The organism is Enterobacter quasimori, from assembly GCF_018597345.1.
In the GTDB taxonomy this organism is placed as follows: Bacteria; Pseudomonadota; Gammaproteobacteria; order Enterobacterales; family Enterobacteriaceae; genus Enterobacter; species Enterobacter mori.
This window is the reverse complement of sequence record NZ_JAHEVU010000001.1, coordinates 1,002,049-1,024,123: the sequence shown is the minus strand read 5'-3', so window position 1 is coordinate 1,024,123 and position 22,075 is coordinate 1,002,049. Positions and strand designations below refer to the sequence as shown.

The following is a 22,075-nucleotide window of genomic DNA, read 5'->3' as shown; positions in this document are numbered from 1 at the left end:
TCCGCCCTTATGGGGGGATATCTATGTTACCTGGCATCCGCCATCAGACAAGCAGATTTCGCAGTCTTAAGAGAAGAAATAAGAAATAAATAAGAAGTGGGGAGCCTTTACGGCTCCCGAAAGCGGTTAACTGGCTTTTTTAACCTGTGGCAGATCGAAGGCTTTGCGCAATGCGCGGACAAACGCTTTGTCATGACAGATGGTTTTACCCGGACTATCAGAGAGTTTCGCCACCGGCTTGCCGTTACATTCCACCAGCTTTATGACGATGTTCAGAGGTTTAACCTGAGGAATATCGCAGGTCAAACGGGTGCCAATACCAAAGCTCAGATTCACTCTGGAGGAGAAGTGGCGGTAAAGATCCACCGCTTTGGCTAAATCAAGGTTATCAGAGAAGACCAGGACTTTCGTCATCGGGTCAATGCCCAGTTTCTCATAATGGGCAATCGCCTTTTCACCCCATTCCACCGGGTCTCCGGAGTCATGGCGTAAACCCTGATAACGCTCAGCAAATTCAGGACCGAAGTCGCGCAGGAAGGCATCCATTGTGATGCAGTCGGTGAGGGCGATCCCCAGTTGATTCGGATACTCATCAAGCCATGCGGCCAGAGCCGCGCGCTGGCTATTGGCCAGGTCAGGGCTGATCTGCTGATGCGCCTGGAACCACTCGTGCGCCTGGGTGCCCATTGGCGTCAGGTCCAGACGACGCGCAAGGTCGTAATTGCTGGTGCCCACAAACCACGGCTCTTGCTGAAGACGTTTAACGATAGCCTGCTGTACTTCGCGAGAGAAACGGCGGCGGGTGCCAAAGTCCATCAGGCGGAAGCGGGACATATCCAGCCCGTCGGTCAGGTGGGAAAATTCAACCAGCTTATTCTCCAGCGAGGCGACCGCCTGCTCGACGCCGGTTTCCGGCGAACGGTAGCGGTGGGCCAACTCGCTGATCACCGCCAGAAGCGGCACTTCCCACATGATCACTTCACGCCACGGACCGGCAAGGCGGATATTCAGCTTGCCATTATCGTTAGTCACCGTGACCTGCTCTGGCTTGTAGCGGAAGTCGCGCAGCCAGGTAAGGTAGTCAGCTTTAAAGAAGGGCAGGCCGGAAAGCCAGTGATATTCATCGTCCTGCAGCGCCAGATGCTGCATGGCATCGACCTGTTCACGAATGGAATCCGCGTAGATACCCAGCAAGTCATCGCCCCGGCAGCGAAACTCCGCCGCAACATGAACGTCATGGTAATGGTGGAAAACGGCTTGCTGCATATGCAGTTTATACGCGTCGGTATCCAGCAATGTATGCAGAACAGGAGAAGCGAATTGAGTCATAGGTGCGCAGTAGCATCCTCTCACGGGAGCGTTTAGTACAATAAACAACTCCGGAGTATACCTGTTTTAGTGATTTATTGAACCCCGATCACAACATAAGCGCTCTTTATGGTCGAGGGCATTTTGTGCCTCGTGTTATACAAATGTAGCGAAAAAGGTGTTTGTACCTGAAAAGATGAACATTCTGCATAGCGCGTTTTAGACAACAGGAATATATTGAAACGTTACTCGACAAACGATGCATAAGGTTTTCTATGACACAACAGCCACAAGCCAAATACCGCCACGACTACCGTGCGCCGGATTACCTGATTAGCGATATCGATCTGACTTTTGACCTGGATGCCACTAAAACCGTCGTGACAGCGGTGAGCCAGGTGACGCGCCAGAGCGCGACGGCTGTTCCGCTGCGTCTTGATGGTGAAGACCTGACGCTGGTTTCCCTGCATATTAATGATGAAGCCTGGACGGATTATAAAGAAGAAGACAACCAGCTGGTTATCGACAACCTGCCGGAACGCTTTACGCTGCGCATCGTCAACGAAATCAGCCCGGCCGCCAATACCGCGCTGGAAGGGCTCTACCAGTCAGGCGTAGCCCTGTGTACCCAGTGTGAAGCAGAAGGCTTCCGCCACATTACCTGGTATCTGGATCGCCCTGACGTCCTGGCGCGCTTTACCACCAAAATCATTGCCGATAAAACCCTGTATCCGTTCCTGCTCTCGAACGGCAACCGCGTGGGCGAAGGCGAACTGGAGAACGGCCGTCACTGGGTGCAGTGGCAGGATCCTTTCCCGAAACCGTGCTACCTGTTTGCGCTGGTGGCGGGCGATTTCGACGTCCTGCGCGACACCTACAAAACCCGTTCTGGCCGCGACGTGGCGCTGGAACTGTTTGTTGACCGCGGCAACCTTGACCGCGCGCCGTGGGCGATGACCTCGCTCATCAACTCCATGAAGTGGGACGAAGAGCGCTTTGGCCTCGAATACGATCTCGACATTTATATGATCGTCGCCGTCGACTTCTTCAATATGGGCGCGATGGAGAACAAAGGTCTAAACGTCTTTAACTCCAAATACGTGCTGGCGCGTACCGATACCGCCACCGATAAAGACTATCTCGATATCGAACGCGTCATCGGTCACGAATATTTCCATAACTGGACCGGTAACCGCGTCACCTGCCGCGACTGGTTCCAGCTGAGCCTGAAAGAGGGCCTGACCGTCTTCCGTGACCAGGAGTTCAGCTCCGATCTGGGCTCCCGCGCCGTGAACCGCATCAACAACGTGCGTACCATGCGCGGCCTGCAGTTTGCGGAAGATGCCAGCCCAATGGCGCACCCGATTCGCCCGGATAAAGTCATCGAGATGAACAACTTCTACACCCTGACGGTGTACGAAAAGGGCGCTGAAATCATCCGCATGATCCACACCCTGCTGGGCGAAGAGAATTTCCAGAAAGGGATGCAGCTCTATTTCGAGCGTCACGACGGCAGCGCCGCCACCTGCGACGATTTCGTCCAGGCAATGGAAGACGCGTCCAACGTGGATCTGTCCCATTTCCGCCTCTGGTACAGCCAGGCCGGTACACCTGTTGTGACCGTTAAAGACGACTACAATCCGGAGACCGAGCAGTACACCCTGACCATCAGCCAGCGCACGCCGCCAACGGCCGAGCAGGCGGAGAAACAGCCGCTGCACATTCCGTTCAGCATTGAGCTGTACGATAACGAAGGCAAAGTGATCCCCCTGAAGAAGGGCGGTCACCCGGTACACAGCGTGCTTAACGTCACTCAGGCGGAGCAGACGTTTATTTTCGATAATGTCTACTTCCAGCCGGTACCTGCGCTGCTGTGCGAATTCTCCGCGCCGGTAAAACTGGAGTACAAGTGGAGCGATCAGCAGCTGACGTTCCTGATGCGTCACGCGCGCAATGACTTCTCTCGCTGGGATGCAGCGCAGAGCCTGCTGGCAACCTACATCAAGCTGAACGTGAACCGTTATCAGCAGGGCCAGCCGCTGACGCTGCCGGTTCATGTTGCGGATGCCTTCCGCGCGATCCTGCTGGACGAGAACATTGACCCGGCTCTGGCGGCTGAAATTCTGACCTTACCGTCCGCGACTGAAATCGCCGAGCTGTTCGAGATTATCGACCCGATTGCGATTGTCGCAGTGCGTGAAGCGCTAACCCGCACGCTGGCTGCCGAACTGGCGGATGAGTTCCTGGCCATTTACAACGCCAACAAGCTGGATGCGTACCGTGTTGAGCATGCCGATATCGGCAAACGTTCCCTGCGCAATACCTGTCTGCGCTATCTGGCCTTTGGTGAGGTGGAGCTGGCGAACACGCTGGTCAGCAAGCAGTATCACGAAGCCGATAACATGACCGACGCGCTGGCTGCGCTCGCCGCAGGCGTGGCCGCCGAGCTGCCGTGTCGTGATGCGCTAATGCAGGAGTACGATGACAAATGGCATCAGGATGGTCTGGTGATGGATAAATGGTTCATTCTGCAGTCCACCAGCCCGTCCGCCGATGTGCTGAGCACCGTACGCAGCCTGCTGAAGCACCGCTCGTTCACCATGAGCAACCCGAACCGCGTGCGTTCTCTGATAGGCGCGTTTGCCAGCAGCAACCCGGCAGCCTTCCACGCGGAAGACGGCAGCGGCTATCAGTTTATGGTGGAAATGCTGACCGAGCTGAACAGCCGTAACCCGCAGGTGGCGTCGCGTCTGATTGAGCCGCTGATCCGCCTGAAACGCTACGATGCGAAGCGTCAGGCGAAGATGCGTGCCGCGCTTGAGCAGCTGAAAGGGCTGGAGAATCTGTCTGGCGATCTGTACGAGAAGATTGCTAAAGCGTTAGCGTAATATAAGTTAACCCTCCCTCTCCCTGTGGGAGAGGGCCGGGGTGAGGGCATCAGGCATTAGCCTTAGCTCGCTGTAACTCTATGCTCCCCCGCTTCATCACTCGATCTAATACCTCAGCTTCGAGCTCCGCCAGTCTTACCGAGCCCACGCGACGCGGGCGCGGGATATCCACCGTCAAATCCAGACCAATCTTCCCGTCCTCTATTAACAGCACCCGGTCCGCCATCGCGACGGCCTCGCTCACGTCATGCGTTACCAGCAGTACCGTAAAGCCATGCTCCTGCCACAGGGACTCAATCAAATCCTGCATTTCAATCCGCGTCAGTGCGTCAAGCGCGCCCAGCGGTTCATCAAGCAACAGCAGGCCGGGACGGTGAATCAACGCGCGCGCCAGCGCCACGCGCTGCTTCTGCCCCCCTGAAAGCGCAGCAGGCCACTCGCCTGCGCGGTTTTCCAGCCCGACGGCGGCCAGCGCCTGACGTGCGTTATCCCGCCAGCTGCCCTTCAGGCCGAGACCGACGTTATCGATGACCGTTTTCCACGGCAGCAGGCGCGCGTCCTGGAACATCATGCGCGTATCGTCCTGAATATTGGCCAACGGCGTTGTCCCTGCCAGGATTTCGCCGCCGTTGGGGGCTTCCAGCCCGGCCAGAAGGCGTAGCAGCGTACTCTTGCCGCCGCCGCTGCGTCCGACAACGGCCACAAATTGTCCGGCGGGAATATGCAGATCCAGCCCGTTGAGAATAGTATTTTCGCCGTAGCGTTTGGTGACGCCGTTAAGCAGTAACGGCGTCCCCTGGTTCAGTCGTGCAGTATTCATGCTTTTGCCTCCTGAAGGGTATAAGCCGGGTTCCAGCGCAGCCAGCTGCGCTCCAGCCACTGGGCGCTGACGTCGGCGAGTTTGCCGAGCAGGGCGTAAAGGATGATGGCCACCACCACCACGTCGGTTTGCAGGAATTCACGGGCGTTCATCGCCAGATAGCCAATGCCGGAGTTAGCCGAAATGGTTTCCGCCACAATCAGCGTCAGCCACATCAGGCCGAGCGCAAAACGCACCCCAACCATAATCGAGGGCAGGGCGCCCGGCAGGATCACGTGTATAAAGAGAGAAAAACCGGACAAGCCATAGCTCCGCGCCATTTCGACCAGACCGCGATCGATATTGCGGATGCCGTGCCAGGTGTTGATATAAATCGGGAAAAGCGTGCCCAGCGCCACGAGGAAGATCTTGGCGCTCTCATCAATGCCAAACCACAGGATAACCAGCGGGATCAGCGCCAGATGCGGCACGTTGCGCAGCATCTGTATAGACGTATCCAGCAGCCGCTCACCCCAGCGCGAAAGGCCGCTGATCAGGCCCAGAACCAGACCGATACTGCCGCCGATGGAAAACCCAATCACGGCGCGCCATGAGCTGATCGCCAGATGCTGCCACAGCTCTCCGCTCACGCTCAGCGACCAGAACGCTTCAACAACGCCCTCCGGAGAGGGCAGAATGCGGCTCGACAGCCAGCCGGTGGACGACGCGAGCTGCCAGAGGGCCACGATGCCGACGGGTAAAAACCACGGCGCGGCGCGCAGCAGCCATTTTTGTGAGGTGGCAGACATGGTCACTCCTTAGCTCTGCGCGGCTTTTCGTGGAATAAATTCGTTCGCCACGGCTTCGCCCTGAAGCTGGAGTTGCTGCGGCTGCGGAATTTCCGGGATGGCGACATCCAGGTGCGGGAATAACAGTTCGCCCACCTTGTAGGCCTCTTCCAGATGCGGATAGCCGGAGAGGATAAAGCTGTCGATGCCCAGGTCTGCGTATTCATTAATCCGCGCGGCCACCGTTGGACCATCGCCGACCAGCGCTGTACCTGCGCCGCCGCGTACCAGACCAACACCCGCCCACAGGTTCGGGCTGATCTCCAGGTTCTCGCGCTTGCCGTTGTGCAGGGATGCCATCCGGTGCTGCCCGACGGAGTCGGTTTTAGCAAACGCGGCCTGCGCCTTCGCGATGGTCTCATCGTCCAGATGCGAGATCAGCCGGTCGGCAGCCTGCCAGGCTTCCTCATTGGTTTCACGCACAATCACATGGAGGCGAATACCGAAGCGCACCTTCCGGCCGTGGGCTGCCGCTTTGGCGCGGACCTGGGCAATTTTTTCTTTCACCAGTTCAGGCGGCTCGCCCCAGGTCAGGTAGAGATCGACCTGCTCGGCGGCCAGATCCTGGGCTACATCCGACGATCCGCCAAAGTAGAGGGGAGGGCGCGGCTGCTGTACCGGCGGGAAGTAGAGTTTCGCGTCGCGAACGTGAATATGCTTGCCTTCGAAGGTGACGGTTTCACCTTCCAGCAGGCGTCGCCAGACGCGGGTGAACTCGGCAGAGGCTTCATAGCGCTCCGTGTGATCGAGGAACACGCCGTCGCCCGCCAGCTCCTGCGGATCGCTGCCCGTCACCAGGTTAAACAGGGCGCGGCCGTTGGACAGTCTGTCCAGCGTTGCCGCCTGACGCGCCGCCACGGTAGGAGAGACGACGCTCGGGCGTAACGCCACCAGGAACTTCAGACGCTGGGTGACCGGGATCATCGACGCGGCGACCAGCCAGGCATCTTCACAAGACCGTCCGGTCGGGATCAGCACCCCGGTGAAGCCGATTCGGTCCGCCGCCTGCGCAATCTGCTGCAGATAGCCATGGTCAACCGGGCGTGAACCCTCTTCTGTGCCAAGATAGTGTCCATCACCGTGGGTGGGTAAAAACCAGAAAAGATTCAGACTCATGATTTAGCTCCTTCTTTGCCCGCGGGCTGCCAGATGCGTTCGCGAATAGTGACCTGTTTTGGTACCAGGCGGTTTTGATAGAAGAGGTCAGCGGTTTGCTGCTGAAGCGCGGCGACGTGTGCGTCAACGGGCGTGATGGTGGTCGGCGGACGGTGGCTGAGATAGCTCGCGATCACCGGCTCAGGTAAGCCCATCGTTTTCGCCAGCAGGGTAATGCTTTCCTGACGCTGGCTCTGGGTCAGGGCATCGGCCTGGGTAAAGGTGTCCAGCACGCCCTGAATGAACGCGCCGTTTTTCTCCGCGTAAGGACGTGCAGCGAGGTAGAACGAACCGGTCTGCTTCAGCGTGGTGCCGTCTTTCAGCACCCGCACGCCGCCCTGCAGTAATGCGGCGGAGTAGTACGGATCCCAGATGGCCCAGGCATCCACGTTCTTCTGCTGGAACGCGGCGCGCGCGTCGGCAGGCGTCAGGTAGACGGGCTGAATGTCGGTGAACTTAAGCCCGGCCTCTTGTAGGGCGCGCAGCAGCAGGTTGTGTGAGCTGGAACCTTTCTGAAAAGCCACTTTGTGGCCTTTAAGATCGGCAACGCTTTTAATCTCGCTATTTTCAGGTACCAGAATGACCTCGGCTTTCGGTTTAGCGGGTTCGACGCCCACATAGACCAGATCGGCCCCGGCAGCCTGAGCGAAGATAGGCGGAATATCACCCGTGCTGCCTAAATCGATACTGCCGACGTTCAACGCCTCCAGCATCTGGGGGCCTGCAGGGAACTCTACCCAGGAGAATTTGGTGTCCGGGAAGCGTTTTTCCAGAAGCTGGTGGCTTTTCGCCAGCACCATGCTGACGCTGCCTTTCTGATAGCCGATGCGCAGGCTTTCCGGCGCGGTTTCCGCCGCATGAGCCAGCGATGACAGAGCCACCAGCCCTGCCAGCCCGATACGTGTCAATGCTTTAAACATGAGCGACTCCTTGCGACGGATTAAAAGCGGGAACCTGGATATCCCGGCGATGCAGCGCATGCCAGAAGGTTTCCAGTGCGGCATCAAGGCGGGTTTGCAGATTCGGCGTAAAGTGGGGTTTGTGTTGATAGTCGATGACCTGTGAATCATCTGCGAAAACGCCGTGCAGGATCTCCTGTGCTTTCAGGGCGTTAAGCACCGGTTTCAGGGCGTAATCCACCGCCAGTAAATGGGCAACCGTACCGCCCGTAGCCAGCGGCAGTACGACTTTGCCGTCCAGCGCGCGCTCCGGGAGCAGGTCGAGCAGGGTTTTCAGTGCGCCAGAAAAAGAGGCTTTATAAATGGGAGTCGCCACAATTAGGCCATCAGCCCCCTTGAGCTGCTCAATCAGGGTTTTAAGCGCGGGACTGTCGAAACGGGCATAGAGCAAATCTTCAGGTTCGAAGTTATGCAGATTCCAGTGGCACACTTCCACATCCAGAGCCGTGAGCTTTTCGCGGGCATATTCCAGCAGGGCGCTGGAACGCGAGGGGAACCGTGGACTACCAGCCAGGGTGATGACGCGCATGTTTGCTCCTTATAACTAATTGTTTGCTTTTATCTAACATTCATAACAATTTTAAGGAGTGTGACATCGCCGGGTTATTCCACTAAATGATTTATCTGCAATTTAAATGCGAAAAAGTGCATAAGAAACAGGCGCGGAAGTAAACGTTTGCGTTTTGCGTGATTTTTTTGCCGCAGGTCAATTCCCTTTCCGGGCGGGATCGCACATAATCCCCTCCCGGTTTGCACACCGGGAATCCAGGAGAGTTCATGTACTACCCCTTCGTTCGTAAAGCCCTTTTCCAGCTCGATCCTGAGCGCGCTCATGAATTTACATTCCAGCAATTACGTCGTATTACAGGCACGCCTCTGGCTGCGCTGGTGCGTCAAAATGTGCCGGAAAAACCTGTCCAATGCATGGGCCTGACCTTTAAGAATCCGCTGGGCCTGGCGGCCGGTCTGGATAAAAACGGTGAATGTATTGATGCCCTGGGCGCGATGGGGTTTGGCTCCATTGAAATCGGTACCGTTACGCCGCGTCCGCAGTCGGGAAACGACAAGCCGCGTCTGTTCCGCCTGGTCGAAGCTGAGGGTTTGATCAACCGCATGGGCTTCAACAACCTCGGTGTCGATCATCTGGTTGAGAACGTGAAAAAATCCCATTTTGATGGCGTATTAGGCATCAATATTGGTAAAAATAAAGACACGCCGGTAGAGCAGGGTAAAGATGACTATCTGATTTGTATGGAAAAAGTCTATGCCTATGCCGGTTATATTGCGGTGAATATTTCTTCACCCAATACCCCTGGCCTGCGTTCATTACAATATGGCGACGCGCTGGACGATCTTCTGAGTGCCATTAAAAATAAACAAAACGAACTCCAGGCGATCCACCATAAATATGTTCCGGTAGCGGTTAAGATCGCGCCGGATCTTTCTATTGAAGAATTGATCCAGGTTGCTGACAGTTTGGTGCGTCATAATATTGATGGTGTGATAGCAACCAATACGACGCTCGATCGTTCTCTCGTTCAGGGAATGAAAAACTGTGACGAAGCGGGTGGGTTAAGTGGCCGTCCGGTACAATTAAAAAGTACGGAAATTATTCGCGCACTGTCTGCTGAATTACAGGGACGTCTGCCCATTATTGGCGTGGGCGGTATCGACTCTGTTATCGCTGCCCGCGAGAAGATGGCTGCCGGGGCATCACTGGTGCAAATTTATTCCGGCTTTATTTTTAAAGGCCCGCCATTGATTAAAGAAATCGTTACTCATATCTAATCTTTTCTCCTAATCAGACAACCAGGGCTTTATTTCCGGCCCTGGTTGTTTTATATTCCGTCACTGTTGCTTATTTAGTCATTATAGTCTTTTATTAATGGTGTTATAAACGAGGCGGCAAACAGGACATTTTTAGTACAGGACGTTTGGGGACGGGAGAGACACATGCGAATTAAACCTGACGATAACTGGCGCTGGTATTTTTGCGACGAGCACGATCGCATGATGCTCGATTTAGCCAATGGCATGTTGTTTCGTTCACGTTTTCCGCGCCGAATGTTAACCCCGGACGCTTTCTCGCCGTCAGGCTTTTGCGTGGACGATGCGGCGCTTTATTTCTCTTTTGAAGAAAAATGCCGCGATCTGGTGCTCTCGAAAGAGCAGCGTGCCGAGCTGGTATTAAACGCGCTGGTGGCCATCCGTTTCCTGAAACCGCAAATGCCAAAAAGCTGGCATTTTCTTGCACACGGCATGAGCTGGACCCCGGCAACGGGCGATGCGGCAAGCGTCAATCTGAGCGATACCGCAGAAGAGGTGAATTTACTGGTCGTGGAACCCGGTGAAAACGCCGCGCTCTGTTTGTTAGCGCAGCCCGGCGTGACCATTGCCGGGCGAGTCATGCAGTTAGGTGATGCGATTAAAGTCATGAATGACCGGCTGAAACCACAGCTGCGCGCTGATTCGTTCAGCCTTGAACAGGCCGTTTAAGCTTCCAGCTGAACGGACGTTTTCGGCACACAGCTGCAGCATAAAATCGTACCGTCATCACCTACCGCCGATTTCTTCAGCGCAGTGACTTCACCCTCGACCAGTTTGATTCGACAGCATCCGCAAATACCAGCCCGACAGGAGTAAGGTACGCGGATCCCTGCCTGTTCCAGTTGCTCAAGTAATACCTGCTGATTGTTGCCACGGATAACCTTACCCTGCCAGTGAATATCGACCCCTGACGAGGGCGCGGATTCGATATCAACAAACTCCTCTTCCTGGCTGGAACCATAAATCCTGGCGGGACCACGGGTGAGGATTTCTACTTCGTCACCGACGCGGATCGCACCGCTGGAGCGCGGGATCAGGTTCTGACCGAAATCCACATCACCGCTGTCCTGGGCGGTACGGAATGACTGCAACGTTTTCAACGGTTCGCCGGAAGGGTGCTTCTGGCCTTTCTCCGGGCTGACAGTGGTGAAAATACAGCGACTACAGGGCTTCACCACGTCGAAAATCACGCTGCCGATGCGGATCACCTTCCAGGTATCTTCGTCCCAGGCGTCGGCACCCGTCACTACCAGGTTTGGGCGGAACTGCTCCATCTGAACGCTGGCTTTGCAGCGGCCTTGTAAATCACGCAGCGAGGCTTCGTTGGTCAGCAGGAACGGGAAGCCATCGGCGAAGGAGAGGGGAACGGCGTCGTGGCGCTTCACGCGACGCGTCAGTTCAGGCCCAACCCAGCGCAGCTGCACGTCGCGGGAGAAGAAGCCGCTCAGCCAGCGGTTAATCTCATCCGGGGCGATGCGCGCGGTAAAATGGTTACCCCACACTTCCGTTGGCGCATCGACGGGCGCAAAATCAGCAAAGCGAATCACCGCGCTGGAACCGTCCGGCGCGGTCAGGTGCAAACCGTCGTGAAGCGGGGAAGGGGTAAAGCGAACCATCTGAGGGAACTGGCGTGCGGTAATGAACGTGCCGTCAGGCTCGGTGACCATAAAAATACGATCGAAGGCGAATCCGCTCATGTCGGCCAGCGCGTGAGAGACGCCGATGCCGCGCATGGATTTCACCGGATGAATAAAAAGCCTGGATAACGTCGCCACTGCACACTCCCTCGAATGAAAATAAGCCTTCAACTTTATGACATACACGCCATATTAGCTATAATGCGCGACAATTTTCTAAGAGTAAAAGTGACGATATGAATTCTCTGTTTGCCAGTACGGCCCGTGGGCTGGAAGAGCTGTTAAAAACTGAACTGGAAAGCCTGGGCGCGCAAGAGTGCCAGGTGGTTCAGGGTGGTGTCCATTTTGAGGGCGACACGCGGCTTATTTACCAGAGCCTGATGTGGAGCCGCCTGGCGTCGCGCATCATGCTGCCGATGAAGGAGTGCAAGGTCTATAGCGATCTTGACCTCTATACCGGCGTACAGATGATCGACTGGACAGAGATCTTCACGCCAAATGCCACCTTTGCGGTGCATTTCAACGGCGTGAACGACGAGATCCGCAACAGCCAGTACGGTGCCCTGCGCGTAAAAGACGCCATTGTGGACTGCTTCACGCGTAAAAATAAGGAACGTCCAAACGTCGATCGCGAAAACCCCGATCTGCGTATTAACGTCTGGCTGAACGGCGACACAGCAAGCATCTCTCTCGATCTGAGCGGCGCGGGCCTTCACCTGCGCGGCTACCGCGATCGTACCGGCATGGCACCCATCAAAGAGACCCTGGCGGCCGCCATCGTGATGCGCTCCGGCTGGCAGCCTGGCACGCCGCTGCTGGACCCGATGTGCGGTTCCGGTACGCTGCTGATTGAAGCGGCTATGCTGGCAACCGACCGCGCGCCGGGACTGCACCGCGGTCAGTGGGGGTTTAAAGGCTGGGCACAGCATGACGAAGCGCTCTGGAAAGAGGTCAAAGACGACGCGCAGACCCGCGCGCGCAAAGGCCTGGCGGAGTATACCTCCCACTTCTACGGCTCGGATAGCGACCCGCGCGTCATTGAGCGCGCGCGCAGCAACGCCCGTCGCGCCGGTATCGGCGAGCTGGTCACCTTCGAGGTGAAAGACGTGGCGAACCTGACCAACCCGCTGCCGAAAGGCCCGTACGGAACTGTGATCAGCAACCCGCCATACGGCGAGCGTCTGGACAGCGAACCGGCGCTGATTGCCCTGCACAGCCTGCTGGGCCGCAATATGAAGGACTACTTCGGCGGCTGGAACCTGTCTCTGTTTAGCGCCTCGCCGGAGCTGCTGAGCTGCCTCCAGCTGCGCGCCGATCGCCAGTTTAAGGCGAAAAACGGCCCGCTGGACTGCGTGCAGAAAAACTATCATCTGGCGGAGAAGGCGGCCGACAGCAAGCCGTCCGGCGTGGCGGAAGATTACGCCAACCGCCTGCGCAAGAACCTGAAGAAATTTGAGAAGTGGGCGAAGCAGGAGGGCATTGAATGCTACCGCCTGTACGACGCCGACCTGCCGGAATACAACGTGGCGGTTGACCGCTACGCGGACTGGGTGGTGATTCAGGAATATGCGCCGCCGAAAACCATAGATGCGCAAAAAGCGCGTCAGCGCATGCTGGACGTCATTGCCGCCACCATTGCCGTGCTGGGTATTGCGCCGAACAAGCTGGTGCTGAAAACGCGTGAACGTCAGAAAGGCAAAAACCAGTACCAGAAGATGGGCGAGAAGGGCGACTTTATCGAAGTGGGCGAATACAACGCGCGCCTGTGGGTCAACCTGACCGACTATCTGGATACCGGTCTGTTCCTCGACCACCGTATCGCCCGCCGCATGCTGGGCCAGATGAGTAAAGGCAAGGACTTCCTGAATCTCTTCTCCTATACCGGCAGCGCCAGCGTGCATGCCGGTCTGGGCGGCGCGCGCAGCACCACCACGGTGGATATGTCACGCACCTATCTGGAGTGGGCGGAGCGCAACCTGCGTCTTAACGGCTTAACCGGACGTCAGCATCGCCTGATGCAGGCCGACGTGCTGGGCTGGCTGCGCGATACCGACGAGCAGTTTGACCTGATCTTTATCGATCCGCCGACCTTCTCCAACTCCAAGCGTATGGAGGATAGCTTTGACGTACAACGCGATCACCTGCGCCTGATGACCGACCTGAAGCGCCTGCTGCGCAAAGGCGGCACCATTATGTTCTCGAACAACAAACGCGGCTTCCGTATGGATCATGACGGCCTGGCAGCCCTGGGACTGAAAGCACAAGAAATCAGCCAAAAAACGCTGTCTCAGGACTTTGCCCGTAACCGTCAAATCCATAACTGCTGGTTGATTACCGCGGTCTGAAAGGAAAAATAAATGTCTTTAATTAGTATGCACGGCGCGTGGCTCTCTTTCAGCGACTCACCGCTTCTCGACAATGCAGAACTGCACATCGAAGATAACGAGCGCGTCTGTCTGGTGGGCCGTAACGGCGCGGGTAAATCCACGCTGATGAAAATCCTCAACCGTGAACAGGGTCTGGATGACGGGCGTATTGTTTACGAGCAGGATCTGATTGTCTCCCGCCTGCAGCAGGATCCACCGCGTCACGTGACCGGCAGCGTTTACGATTTCGTGGCGGAAGGGATCTCCGAGCAGGCCGAATACCTGAAGCGCTATCACGAGATTTCGCATCTGGTGATGACCGATCCGAGCGACAAAAACCTCAACGAACTGGCGAAAGTGCAGGAGATGCTCGATCACCACGGTCTGTGGCAGCTTGAAAACCGCATTAATGAAGTACTGGCGCAGCTCGGTCTGGAACCCGATATGGAGCTGTCGGCGCTCTCCGGCGGCTGGCTGCGTAAAGCGGCCCTTGGCCGCGCGCTGGTCAGCGGGCCGAAGGTGCTGCTGCTGGACGAACCGACCAACCATCTGGATATCGAAGCGATCGACTGGCTGGAAGGTTTCCTGAAAACCTTCAGCGGCACCATCATCTTTATCTCGCACGACCGTTCGTTTATTCGCAATATGGCGACGCGCATTGTCGACCTCGACCGCGGCAAGCTGGTGACCTATCCCGGCGATTACGATACGTATCTGCTGGAGAAAGAAGAAAACCTGCGCGTGGAAGAGCTGCAGAATGCCGAGTTCGACCGCAAGCTGGCGCAGGAAGAGGTCTGGATCCGCCAGGGCATCAAAGCCCGTCGTACCCGTAACGAAGGCCGCGTGCGTGCCCTGAAGGCGATGCGTCGCGAGCGTAGCGAACGCCGTGAAGTGATGGGCAGCGCCAAAATGCAGGTGGAAGAGGCGTCCCGTTCCGGCAAGATTGTCTTCGAAATGGAAAACGTCAACTATCAGGTTGACGGTAAGGTGCTGGTAAAAGACTTTTCCGCTCAGGTTCAGCGCGGCGACAAAATTGCGCTTATTGGCCCGAACGGCTGCGGTAAAACCACGCTGCTGAAGCTGATGCTGGGCCAGCTGCAGGCCGACAGCGGCCGCATTCACTGCGGGACCAAGCTGGAGGTCGCCTACTTCGACCAGCACCGCGCGGAGCTGGATCCGGACCGTACGGTGATGGACAACCTCGCCGAAGGCAAGCAGGAAGTGATGGTGAACGGCAAGCCGCGGCACGTGCTGGGCTACCTGCAGGACTTCCTGTTCCATCCGAAACGCGCCATGACGCCGGTGCGCGCGCTGTCCGGCGGCGAGCGAAATCGTCTGCTGCTGGCGCGCCTGTTCCTGAAGCCAAGTAACCTGTTGATTCTCGATGAACCAACCAACGATCTGGATGTCGAAACGCTGGAATTACTCGAAGAGCTCATTGACGGCTATCAGGGTACCGTGATGCTGGTGAGCCACGATCGTCAGTTCGTTGACAACACCGTGACCGAGTGCTGGATTTTTGAAGGTGAAGGGCGGATTGGTCAATATGTCGGCGGTTATCACGATGCAAAAGGGCAGCAGGCGCAGTCGCTGGCGACGAAGCAGTCAAAGTCCAAAATAAGTTCTGAACCTGCTGTAACAAAAGCAGAAACTGTCAAGAAAACCTCGGCTAAACTAAGCTATAACCTGCAGCGCGAACTGGAGGGGCTACCGCAGCGTCTTGAAGAGCTGGAGGCCGCGCTTGAGGATCTGCAAAAACAGGTTGCTGATGCGTCATTCTTTACTCAATCGCATGACTATACTCAGAAAGTACTGTCAGAACTGTCCGCGGCTGAAAAAGCCCTGGAAGAAGCATTTGAGCGCTGGGAGTACCTTGAGTCTCTGAAAAACGGCGCATAAACAGGGATAACATATGTGTGACCAGCACCATGCCGACAGGCATATTTTATGCTCGCAATGCGATATGCTCGTGGCGTTGCCAGAGCTTGGTCACGGACATAAAGCCCTGTGTCCACGTTGCGGCGCAACGTTGACGACGGAGTGGGACGCGCCAAGGCAGCGTCCCACTGCTTATGCCCTTGCTGCATTGTTCATGCTGCTGCTTTCCAACCTTTTTCCTTTCATTTATATGAAAGTGGGCGGCATGACCAGCGAGGTCGATCTGCTTGAAATTCCTGGCGTGATGTTCTCGGAAGATTACGCCAGCCTCGGCACCTTTTTCCTTCTCTTTGTCCAAATCGTCCCGGCGTTCTGTCTGGTGGTGATCCTTTTGCTGGTAAACCGCGTCAGGATGCCCGCATCCCTTAAAATTAAACTCGCACGTATCCTGTTCCAGCTGAAAAGCTGGGGGATGGCCGAGATCTTTCTGGCGGGGATTCTGGTCAGTTTCGTCAAGCTGATGGCCTATGGTGATGTGGGAATTGGCAGCAGCTTTATTCCCTGGTGCCTTTACTGTGTATTACAGCTGCGCGCCTTCCAGTGCGTAGACAGGCGATGGGCGTGGGATGACATCGCGCCAGCACCAACGCTTTCGCAGAGGGTGAAAGTCGGTGTGCCGGGTATCCGTCAGGGGCTGCGCTCTTGCTCATGCTGTACCGCCGTTCTGCCCGCGGATCTCGATGTGTGTCCTCGCTGCGAAACGAAAGGCTATGTACGTCGTAAAAATAGCCTGCAGTGGACGATGGCGTTGCTGGTCACGTCAATCATGCTCTATCTGCCAGCCAATATTCTGCCCATTATGATCACCGATTTACTCGGCGACAAAATGCCCTCAACCATCCTTGCTGGGGTCATCTTGCTGTGGGGCGAAGGATCGTATCCGGTGGCTGGCGTGATCTTCATCGCCAGTATTATGGTGCCAACCTTAAAAATGATCGCTATTGCCTGGCTGTGCTGGGACGCGAAAGGCCACGGCAAACGCGACAGCGAACGCATGCACCTGATCTACGAAGTTGTTGAATTTGTTGGCCGCTGGTCAATGATTGATGTGTTTGTTATTGCCGTTCTCTCTGCGCTGGTGCGCATGGGAGGACTGATGAGTATTTATCCCGCAATGGGAGCGCTAATGTTTGCGTTGGTCGTGATTATGACCATGTTTGCGGCCATGACCTTCGACCCTCGTTTATCGTGGGATCGTGAGCCCGAGTCAAGCCATGAGGAAGAGTAAGAGCATGGAAAATAAGAGTGGAGAGGCGAAAGTGCAGAAGGTCAAGAACTGGTCTCCGGTGTGGATTTTCCCCATCGTAACCGCGCTGATCGGTGCATGGATCCTGTTTTATCATTACAGCCATCAGGGACCGGAAGTCACGCTTATCACCACCAATGCAGAAGGTATTGAGGGGGGCAAAACCACCATCAAAAGCCGCAGTGTGGATGTGGGGGTGGTTGAAAGTGCAACCCTGACGGATGATTTGACGCACGTTGAAATCAAGGCGCGTTTAAATTCCGGTATGGAAAAATTGCTGCATGGCGACTCGGTTTTCTGGGTGGTTAAACCGCAGGTAGGACGTGAAGGGATCAGCGGGTTGGGGACGCTGCTGTCCGGCGCCTACATTGAGCTGCAGCCGGGTAAAAAAGGGAGCCAGCCGGGTCAATACGAGCTGCTGGACTCTCCGCCGCTTGCGCCACCGGATGCGAAAGGCATTCGCGTGATCCTGGACAGTAAAAAAGCGGGCCAGCTCTCGCCTGGCGATCCCGTGCTGTTCCGCGGCTATCGCGTGGGTTCAGTTGAAACCAGTACGTTTGACGCGCAAAAACGCACCATTAGCTATCAGCTCTTCATCAATGCGCCAAACGATCGTCTGGTCACCAGCAACGTCCGCTTCTGGAAAGACAGCGGGATCGCGGTAGATCTGACCTCGGCGGGTATGCGCGTTGAAATGGGCTCCCTGACCACGCTGTTTGGCGGCGGCGTCAGCTTTGACGTGCCGGAAGGGCAGGATTTGGGCCAGCCGGTTGCAGAGAAAACGGCGTTCAGGCTCTTTGACGATCAAAAAAGTATTCAGGATGCGCTCTATACCGATCACGTTGATTTCCTGATGTTCTTTAAGGACTCGGTTCGTGGTCTTCAGCCGGGGGCACCGGTCGAGTTCCGCGGCATTCGACTCGGGACGGTTGGACAGGTTCCGTTCTTCGTGCCGGGTCTTCAGCAGATGCTGGATGACGATTACCGTATTCCGGTGCTGATCCGCATTGAGCCGGAGCGTCTGCTTAACCAGATTGGCGAAAATCAGGATATTGCCACCCATATCAGCCAGCTGATGGAACGCGGCCTGCGCGGCTCGCTGAAAACCGGAAACCTGGTCACCGGCGCGCTGTATGTGGATATGGACTTCTATCCTAAAGCGCCAGCGATTACCGGTATTCGTGAATTCGGGGGCTATAAAATTATCCCAACGGTCAGCAGCGGTCTGGCGCAAATCCAGCAGCGTTTGATGGATACGCTCGATAAGATTAACAATCTGCCGCTTAATCCGATGCTGGAAGCCGCGACCGGTTCGTTACATCAAAGTCAGGCGACGATGCAACGTCTGCAAACGACGCTGGATAACATTAATAAGATCACGGCAAGCCAGTCCATGCAGCAGCTGCCGCAGGATATGCAGAAAACGTTGCGTGAACTCAACCGTAGCATGCAGGGCTTCCAGCCGGGTTCAGCGGCGTACAATAAGATGGTGGCCGATATGCAACGTCTTGATCAGGTCTTACGTGAACTGCAGCCTGTGCTGAAAACGCTCAATGAGAAGAGCAACGCACTGGTGTTCGAAGCGAAAGATAAAAAGGATCCTGAGCCGAAGAGGGCAAAACAATGAAAAAATGGCTAGCGATTGCAGGAGCGATGGTATTAACGGCCTGTAGCTCAGGTAGTGATAACAAAAGCTACTATCAGTTACCGCTGACGACCCAGGCGAGCGCACAAAGCACCGCCTCGCAGGGCAACCGTCTGTTATGGGTAGAGCAGGTTGCGGTGCCGGATTATCTGGCTGGCAACGGCGTGGTGTATCAAACCAGCGATGTTCAGTACGTTATTGCCAACAATAACCTGTGGGCCAGCCCGCTGGATCAGCAGTTGCGCAATACGCTGGTGGCGAATCTCGGCAGCCAGCTTCCTGGCTGGGTTGTAGCGTCACAGCCGCTGGGAAGCGACCAGGACACGCTTAACGTCACCGTGACGGGTTTCCACGGACGCTATGATGGCGTCGTTGTGGTGAGTGGAGAATGGCTGCTGAATCATCAGGGACAGCTGATTAAGCGTCCTTTCCATCTGGAAATGAAGCAGCAAAAAGATGGATATGATGAGATGGTGAAAGTGCTGGCCCAGGGTTGGGCGCAGGAGTCTGCGAGTATCGCCAGAGAGATTTCCAGACTGCCATAAGTAAAATTCATCGACAAAAGCCGCCGTCAGATCCCCGCTGATTGCGGCTTTTTTTTCGTTTTGGCTTCAGGTTGTTACTTGTGCTGCATCACATTTTTTGTACAAATGATCTTCTGCTTAGCTCACAATTATGACACCCGTATGAATTTTGAACGTTGACGCTGAGGCTAATTCGGGTTATTCGTTATCTGTGCTTGCACACTTTGCAATCACTGTTTTCTTTCCACCAGACAAAAGAATGAGGGAAACGAGGCATGAAGAGACAGAAACGAGATCGCCTGGAAAGGGCTCATCAACGTGGTTATCAGGCTGGCATCGCCGGACGTTCTAAAGAAATGTGTCCCTATCAGACTTTGAACCAAAGGTCTCAATGGTTAGGGGGCTGGCGAGAAGCCATCGGAGACAGGGCAGTACTTGCTTGATAGCGTCTCTTTAAAAAAGAAACCTCCGCAGAGCGGAGGTTTCGCCTTTCTGAAGCAGCTAAAAGTCGGGCTTAGAAAGCAGAGGTATCCTGGAACAGACCCACTTTCAGATCGTTCGCGGTATAAATCAGACGACCATCTACCAGCACTTCACCATCCGCCAGGCCCATGATCAGACGACGGTTAACGATGCGCTTGAAGTGGATACGGTAGGTCACTTTCTTCGCGGTAGGCAGTACCTGACCAGTGAATTTCACTTCACCCACGCCCAGCGCGCGGCCTTTGCCTTCACCGCCGAGCCAGCCCAGATAGAAGCCAACCAGCTGCCACATCGCGTCGAGGCCCAGGCAGCCAGGCATTACCGGATCGCCAATAAAGTGGCAACCGAAGAACCACAGGTCCGGGTTGATATCGAGTTCTGCTTCTACGTAACCCTTATCGAAGTTACCGCCGGTTTCGGTCATTTTCACGACACGGTCCATCATCAGCATGCTTGGGGCCGGTAACTGTGGGCCTTTAGCGCCAAACAGTTCACCACGACCAGAGGCAAGAAGGTCTTCTTTTGTATAGGATTCGCGTTTATCTACCATGTTCTCAGTAAGCCTTATTTTAGTGAAGGACGCAGGATAGCTAACACGTGTACGCTGAACAAGTCCGATCAGTTTGAACTAAACCAACTTAACCAGCGTAACGGCCAGGGATAACGATGACGAGCATCCGGCTGTGTTGCCTGAGCAATGCGCTCCTGAATGGTCTGCATCAGCGTGGTTTGACCCTCGCCATCCCATACCAGGTTTGTCAGTAAGGGTAGTGCATCCTCAATGCCTTCGATGGCCCACAGGGTGAATTGTTCCTGTTCCACCGCATCAAGCAGTGCCTGACTCAGGCTCAAATGGCGCGCGTTTGGCGCAGGGATAATAACGCCCTGTTTGCCGTTTAACCCACGCTGCTGACAAATAGAGAAGAAGCCTTCGATTTTCTCGTTCAGACCACCGACCGGCTGGGCGCGGCCAAACTGATCCACGGAACCCGTAATGGCGATGTTCTGATTAATCGGGACTTCCGCCAGGGCGCTGATCAAGGCGCACAGCTCGGCCATTGAGGCGCTATCGCCGTCGACTTCACTGTAGGACTGCTCGAACGTCAGGGACGCAGAGAAGGGGATCTGCTGCTCAAGCTGCAGCTCGGACATCAGGAAAGCCTGCATGATCATCATGCCTTTAGCATGAATGTTGCCACCCAGCTCCGCTTTCCGCTCAATATCCGTAAATTCACCGTCGCCAATGTGAACAACACAGCTGATACGGGAGGGCTCGCCGAACGCACGGGGATGGCCGGGGAACTCGATCACGGACAAGGCGTTAATCTGACCGATTCGTTCGCCTTCGGTCTCGACCAGAATCTGTTCCAGCAGGATTTCATCCTGCATGCGGTCGGCAAGATAGCCTTCGCGCCACTCACGCTGAGCAAGCATCTGGGACAATTGTTCGCCTGTAAACGCGCCTTCGCCGCCGATCGCACCCACTTCACGCAGCTGTTTGCCGATCCAGAGTGGGCAAAGCGGCAGGGTTTCCTGGTCGCCGGTGTAGCGAACCGCTTCGCGGATTAAGCCCGGCCATGCGTCAGCCGCAGGGGTTGGCAGCGCAAAACGTTCAGCAACGGCCATCACCCACTGGCACCACTGCGCCATATCATCCGCATCGGCAATTTGAATGTTGTCTTCGTATTCGCTGTAAATCGCCTGATCCGCCAGTTCTGGCTCCATTTCCTGGAAGTCGGCCAGAGACTCACGATCCCCCGTCAGCACGACGGTTAGAGAGAGCGGCATGGACGGGATGGATACAGGCAGAGGGCGAGACTCGTCATAGCCTACCCAGTCGAAGCGCTGCTGGCTGACGATCGTTTTCAGACGCATCCACAGCAGCGGTTGCGACATCAGGGTGCGCAGGGAAATAATAAGTACGCCGCCATTTGCGCGATGCACCAGCCCTGGCTGCAGGGAGAGCTCACCGTTAAACTGACGAAGACAACCAAACAGTTGTTCTGCTTCGACCCAGTTAGCGGTAACCACTTCGCCCTGCGCTGCAAAACGGTCATCAGCCTGCGTAGCGGGGGCGAAAGTGACATTATGCCCTGTGATACGATACTCGCCGCCGAAAACAGCATTCGCTTCCGGTTTCAGCTCGCGCATGGCATCACCCAGAAGCGTCAAATACTCGGCTTCTTCCGGGGCTTTGAGCAGCATGAAGGGAGATGTCGCCCATGGGCTTAACACCTGCTCCAGCGCGTAATGCAAACGCGGTTGTGTATCGCTAAGTATGAATTCGTGTTCTTGTGCGAGGCCTGGCTGTGCAAACAGTTCCTGATAGCTCTCGGTATCCGGAACCAGGTCACGCCATGCTAGTTTCGTAATGGTCAAAGTTGATGTTTTTTAGTCAGATGTAAAACCGTGGAGTATACCGTAAGCGGGGGGCTCTTCCCAAGCAGGATTG

General features: G+C 55.8%; 18 protein-coding genes. 9 read left to right on the top strand and 9 right to left on the bottom strand.

Going from position 1 to position 22,075, the window contains the following annotated elements; all coding sequences use genetic code 11:
• Window positions 1-126: 126 nt before the first annotated feature.
• Window positions 127-1,329: a nicotinate phosphoribosyltransferase gene (gene pncB, locus KK102_RS05010; RefSeq protein WP_126543607.1), complete on the bottom strand. Its 1,203-nt coding sequence runs from the start codon at window positions 1,327-1,329 to the stop codon at window positions 127-129.
• 254 nt (window positions 1,330-1,583) lie between these two features.
• Between pncB and pepN the strand changes: the two genes are divergently transcribed.
• On the top strand, window positions 1,584-4,196 hold the full coding sequence (pepN, locus tag KK102_RS05005; RefSeq protein ID WP_216357085.1) for an aminopeptidase N: 2,613 nt from the start codon (window positions 1,584-1,586) through the stop codon (window positions 4,194-4,196).
• A 49-nt stretch (window positions 4,197-4,245) separates the two neighbouring features.
• Here the strand turns inward: pepN and ssuB are convergent, their stop codons facing one another.
• Genes ssuB through ssuE form a run of 5 tightly spaced genes read right to left on the bottom strand, consistent with a single transcriptional unit; the run spans window position 4,246 to window position 8,486 of the window.
• Complete coding sequence (ssuB, locus tag KK102_RS05000) at window positions 4,246-5,016, bottom strand: aliphatic sulfonates ABC transporter ATP-binding protein (protein WP_216357084.1); 771 nt, start codon at window positions 5,014-5,016, stop codon at window positions 4,246-4,248.
• The gene (gene ssuC / locus KK102_RS04995; protein ID WP_023311016.1) at window positions 5,013-5,804 is read right to left on the bottom strand and encodes an aliphatic sulfonate ABC transporter permease SsuC; all 792 of its coding nucleotides are present in this window, start codon (window positions 5,802-5,804) and stop codon (window positions 5,013-5,015) included. Before ssuC ends, ssuB begins: the two co-directional genes overlap by 4 nt.
• A gap of 9 nt (window positions 5,805-5,813) precedes the next feature.
• A complete protein-coding gene (ssuD, locus tag KK102_RS04990) occupies window positions 5,814-6,959 on the bottom strand; it encodes an FMNH2-dependent alkanesulfonate monooxygenase (protein WP_010429320.1) in 1,146 nt (381 codons plus the stop codon).
• Window positions 6,956-7,918 (bottom strand): sulfonate ABC transporter substrate-binding protein, encoded by a 963-nt coding sequence (locus KK102_RS04985; RefSeq protein WP_126543612.1) that lies wholly within the window; start codon window positions 7,916-7,918, stop codon window positions 6,956-6,958. The genes ssuD and KK102_RS04985 overlap by 4 nt, the downstream gene beginning before the upstream one ends.
• Window positions 7,911-8,486, bottom strand: coding sequence for an NADPH-dependent FMN reductase (gene ssuE / locus KK102_RS04980; protein ID WP_010429323.1), 576 nt, complete (start codon window positions 8,484-8,486; stop codon window positions 7,911-7,913). The genes KK102_RS04985 and ssuE overlap by 8 nt, the downstream gene beginning before the upstream one ends.
• A 248-nt stretch (window positions 8,487-8,734) precedes the next feature.
• Here ssuE and pyrD point away from each other — a divergent pair, with 248 nt between their 5' ends.
• Together pyrD and zapC are read left to right on the top strand one after the other, a co-directional pair.
• Window positions 8,735-9,745, top strand: coding sequence for a quinone-dependent dihydroorotate dehydrogenase (gene pyrD, locus KK102_RS04975; protein WP_126543613.1), 1,011 nt, complete (start codon window positions 8,735-8,737; stop codon window positions 9,743-9,745).
• A 165-nt stretch (window positions 9,746-9,910) separates the two neighbouring features.
• Window positions 9,911-10,453, top strand: coding sequence for a cell division protein ZapC (zapC, locus tag KK102_RS04970; protein WP_126543614.1), 543 nt, complete (start codon window positions 9,911-9,913; stop codon window positions 10,451-10,453).
• Here the strand turns inward: zapC and KK102_RS04965 are convergent.
• Window positions 10,450-11,559 (bottom strand): YcbX family protein, encoded by a 1,110-nt coding sequence (locus tag KK102_RS04965; protein WP_126543615.1) that lies wholly within the window; start codon window positions 11,557-11,559, stop codon window positions 10,450-10,452. The two genes, zapC and KK102_RS04965, sit on opposite strands and share 4 nt — an antisense overlap.
• Before the next feature lie 98 nt (window positions 11,560-11,657).
• Between KK102_RS04965 and rlmKL the strand changes: the two genes are divergently transcribed.
• The 6 genes from rlmKL to rmf all read left to right on the top strand — a co-directional run bounded on the left by rlmKL (window position 11,658) and on the right by rmf (window position 19,583).
• On the top strand, window positions 11,658-13,766 hold the full coding sequence (gene rlmKL, locus KK102_RS04960) for a bifunctional 23S rRNA (guanine(2069)-N(7))-methyltransferase RlmK/23S rRNA (guanine(2445)-N(2))-methyltransferase RlmL (protein WP_044596863.1): 2,109 nt from the start codon (window positions 11,658-11,660) through the stop codon (window positions 13,764-13,766).
• 12 nt (window positions 13,767-13,778) lie between these two features.
• The gene (locus KK102_RS04955) at window positions 13,779-15,686 is read left to right on the top strand and encodes an ABC transporter ATP-binding protein (RefSeq protein WP_126543616.1); all 1,908 of its coding nucleotides are present in this window, start codon (window positions 13,779-13,781) and stop codon (window positions 15,684-15,686) included.
• A gap of 13 nt (window positions 15,687-15,699) precedes the next feature.
• The gene (pqiA, locus tag KK102_RS04950; protein ID WP_126543617.1) at window positions 15,700-16,953 is read left to right on the top strand and encodes a membrane integrity-associated transporter subunit PqiA; all 1,254 of its coding nucleotides are present in this window, start codon (window positions 15,700-15,702) and stop codon (window positions 16,951-16,953) included.
• Between the two features lie 4 nt (window positions 16,954-16,957).
• Window positions 16,958-18,598, top strand: coding sequence for an intermembrane transport protein PqiB (gene pqiB, locus KK102_RS04945; RefSeq protein ID WP_089598371.1), 1,641 nt, complete (start codon window positions 16,958-16,960; stop codon window positions 18,596-18,598).
• Window positions 18,595-19,161 (top strand): membrane integrity-associated transporter subunit PqiC, encoded by a 567-nt coding sequence (pqiC, locus tag KK102_RS04940; protein ID WP_126543618.1) that lies wholly within the window; start codon window positions 18,595-18,597, stop codon window positions 19,159-19,161. The genes pqiB and pqiC overlap by 4 nt, the downstream gene beginning before the upstream one ends.
• A gap of 254 nt (window positions 19,162-19,415) precedes the next feature.
• A complete protein-coding gene (gene rmf / locus KK102_RS04935; protein WP_010429337.1) occupies window positions 19,416-19,583 on the top strand; it encodes a ribosome modulation factor in 168 nt (55 codons plus the stop codon).
• Between the two features lie 71 nt (window positions 19,584-19,654).
• Here rmf and fabA read toward each other — a convergent pair whose 3' ends face one another.
• A complete protein-coding gene (fabA, locus tag KK102_RS04930) occupies window positions 19,655-20,173 on the bottom strand; it encodes a bifunctional 3-hydroxydecanoyl-ACP dehydratase/trans-2-decenoyl-ACP isomerase (protein ID WP_010429339.1) in 519 nt (172 codons plus the stop codon).
• Window positions 20,174-20,241: 68 nt separating this feature from the next.
• A complete protein-coding gene (locus KK102_RS04925) occupies window positions 20,242-22,002 on the bottom strand; it encodes an AAA family ATPase (RefSeq protein WP_216357083.1) in 1,761 nt (586 codons plus the stop codon).
• Window positions 22,003-22,075: the final 73 nt, after the last annotated feature.

Coding starts and splice junctions, on each gene's coding strand:
- KK102_RS04985 (WP_126543612.1), bottom strand. CDS start 7,918: ATGTTTAAAGCATTGACACGTATCGGGCTGGCAGGGCTGGTGGCTCTG.
- ssuB (WP_216357084.1), bottom strand. CDS start 5,016: ATGAATACTGCACGACTGAACCAGGGGACGCCGTTACTGCTTAACGGC.
- ssuD (WP_010429320.1), bottom strand. CDS start 6,959: ATGAGTCTGAATCTTTTCTGGTTTTTACCCACCCACGGTGATGGACAC.
- pqiC (WP_126543618.1), top strand. CDS start 18,595: ATGAAAAAATGGCTAGCGATTGCAGGAGCGATGGTATTAACGGCCTGT.
- pqiB (WP_089598371.1), top strand. CDS start 16,958: ATGGAAAATAAGAGTGGAGAGGCGAAAGTGCAGAAGGTCAAGAACTGG.
- rlmKL (WP_044596863.1), top strand. CDS start 11,658: ATGAATTCTCTGTTTGCCAGTACGGCCCGTGGGCTGGAAGAGCTGTTA.
- pqiA (WP_126543617.1), top strand. CDS start 15,700: ATGTGTGACCAGCACCATGCCGACAGGCATATTTTATGCTCGCAATGC.
- pyrD (WP_126543613.1), top strand. CDS start 8,735: ATGTACTACCCCTTCGTTCGTAAAGCCCTTTTCCAGCTCGATCCTGAG.
- KK102_RS04955 (WP_126543616.1), top strand. CDS start 13,779: ATGTCTTTAATTAGTATGCACGGCGCGTGGCTCTCTTTCAGCGACTCA.
- pncB (WP_126543607.1), bottom strand. CDS start 1,329: ATGACTCAATTCGCTTCTCCTGTTCTGCATACATTGCTGGATACCGAC.
- ssuE (WP_010429323.1), bottom strand. CDS start 8,486: ATGCGCGTCATCACCCTGGCTGGTAGTCCACGGTTCCCCTCGCGTTCC.
- rmf (WP_010429337.1), top strand. CDS start 19,416: ATGAAGAGACAGAAACGAGATCGCCTGGAAAGGGCTCATCAACGTGGT.
- fabA (WP_010429339.1), bottom strand. CDS start 20,173: ATGGTAGATAAACGCGAATCCTATACAAAAGAAGACCTTCTTGCCTCT.
- pepN (WP_216357085.1), top strand. CDS start 1,584: ATGACACAACAGCCACAAGCCAAATACCGCCACGACTACCGTGCGCCG.
- zapC (WP_126543614.1), top strand. CDS start 9,911: ATGCGAATTAAACCTGACGATAACTGGCGCTGGTATTTTTGCGACGAG.
- ssuC (WP_023311016.1), bottom strand. CDS start 5,804: ATGTCTGCCACCTCACAAAAATGGCTGCTGCGCGCCGCGCCGTGGTTT.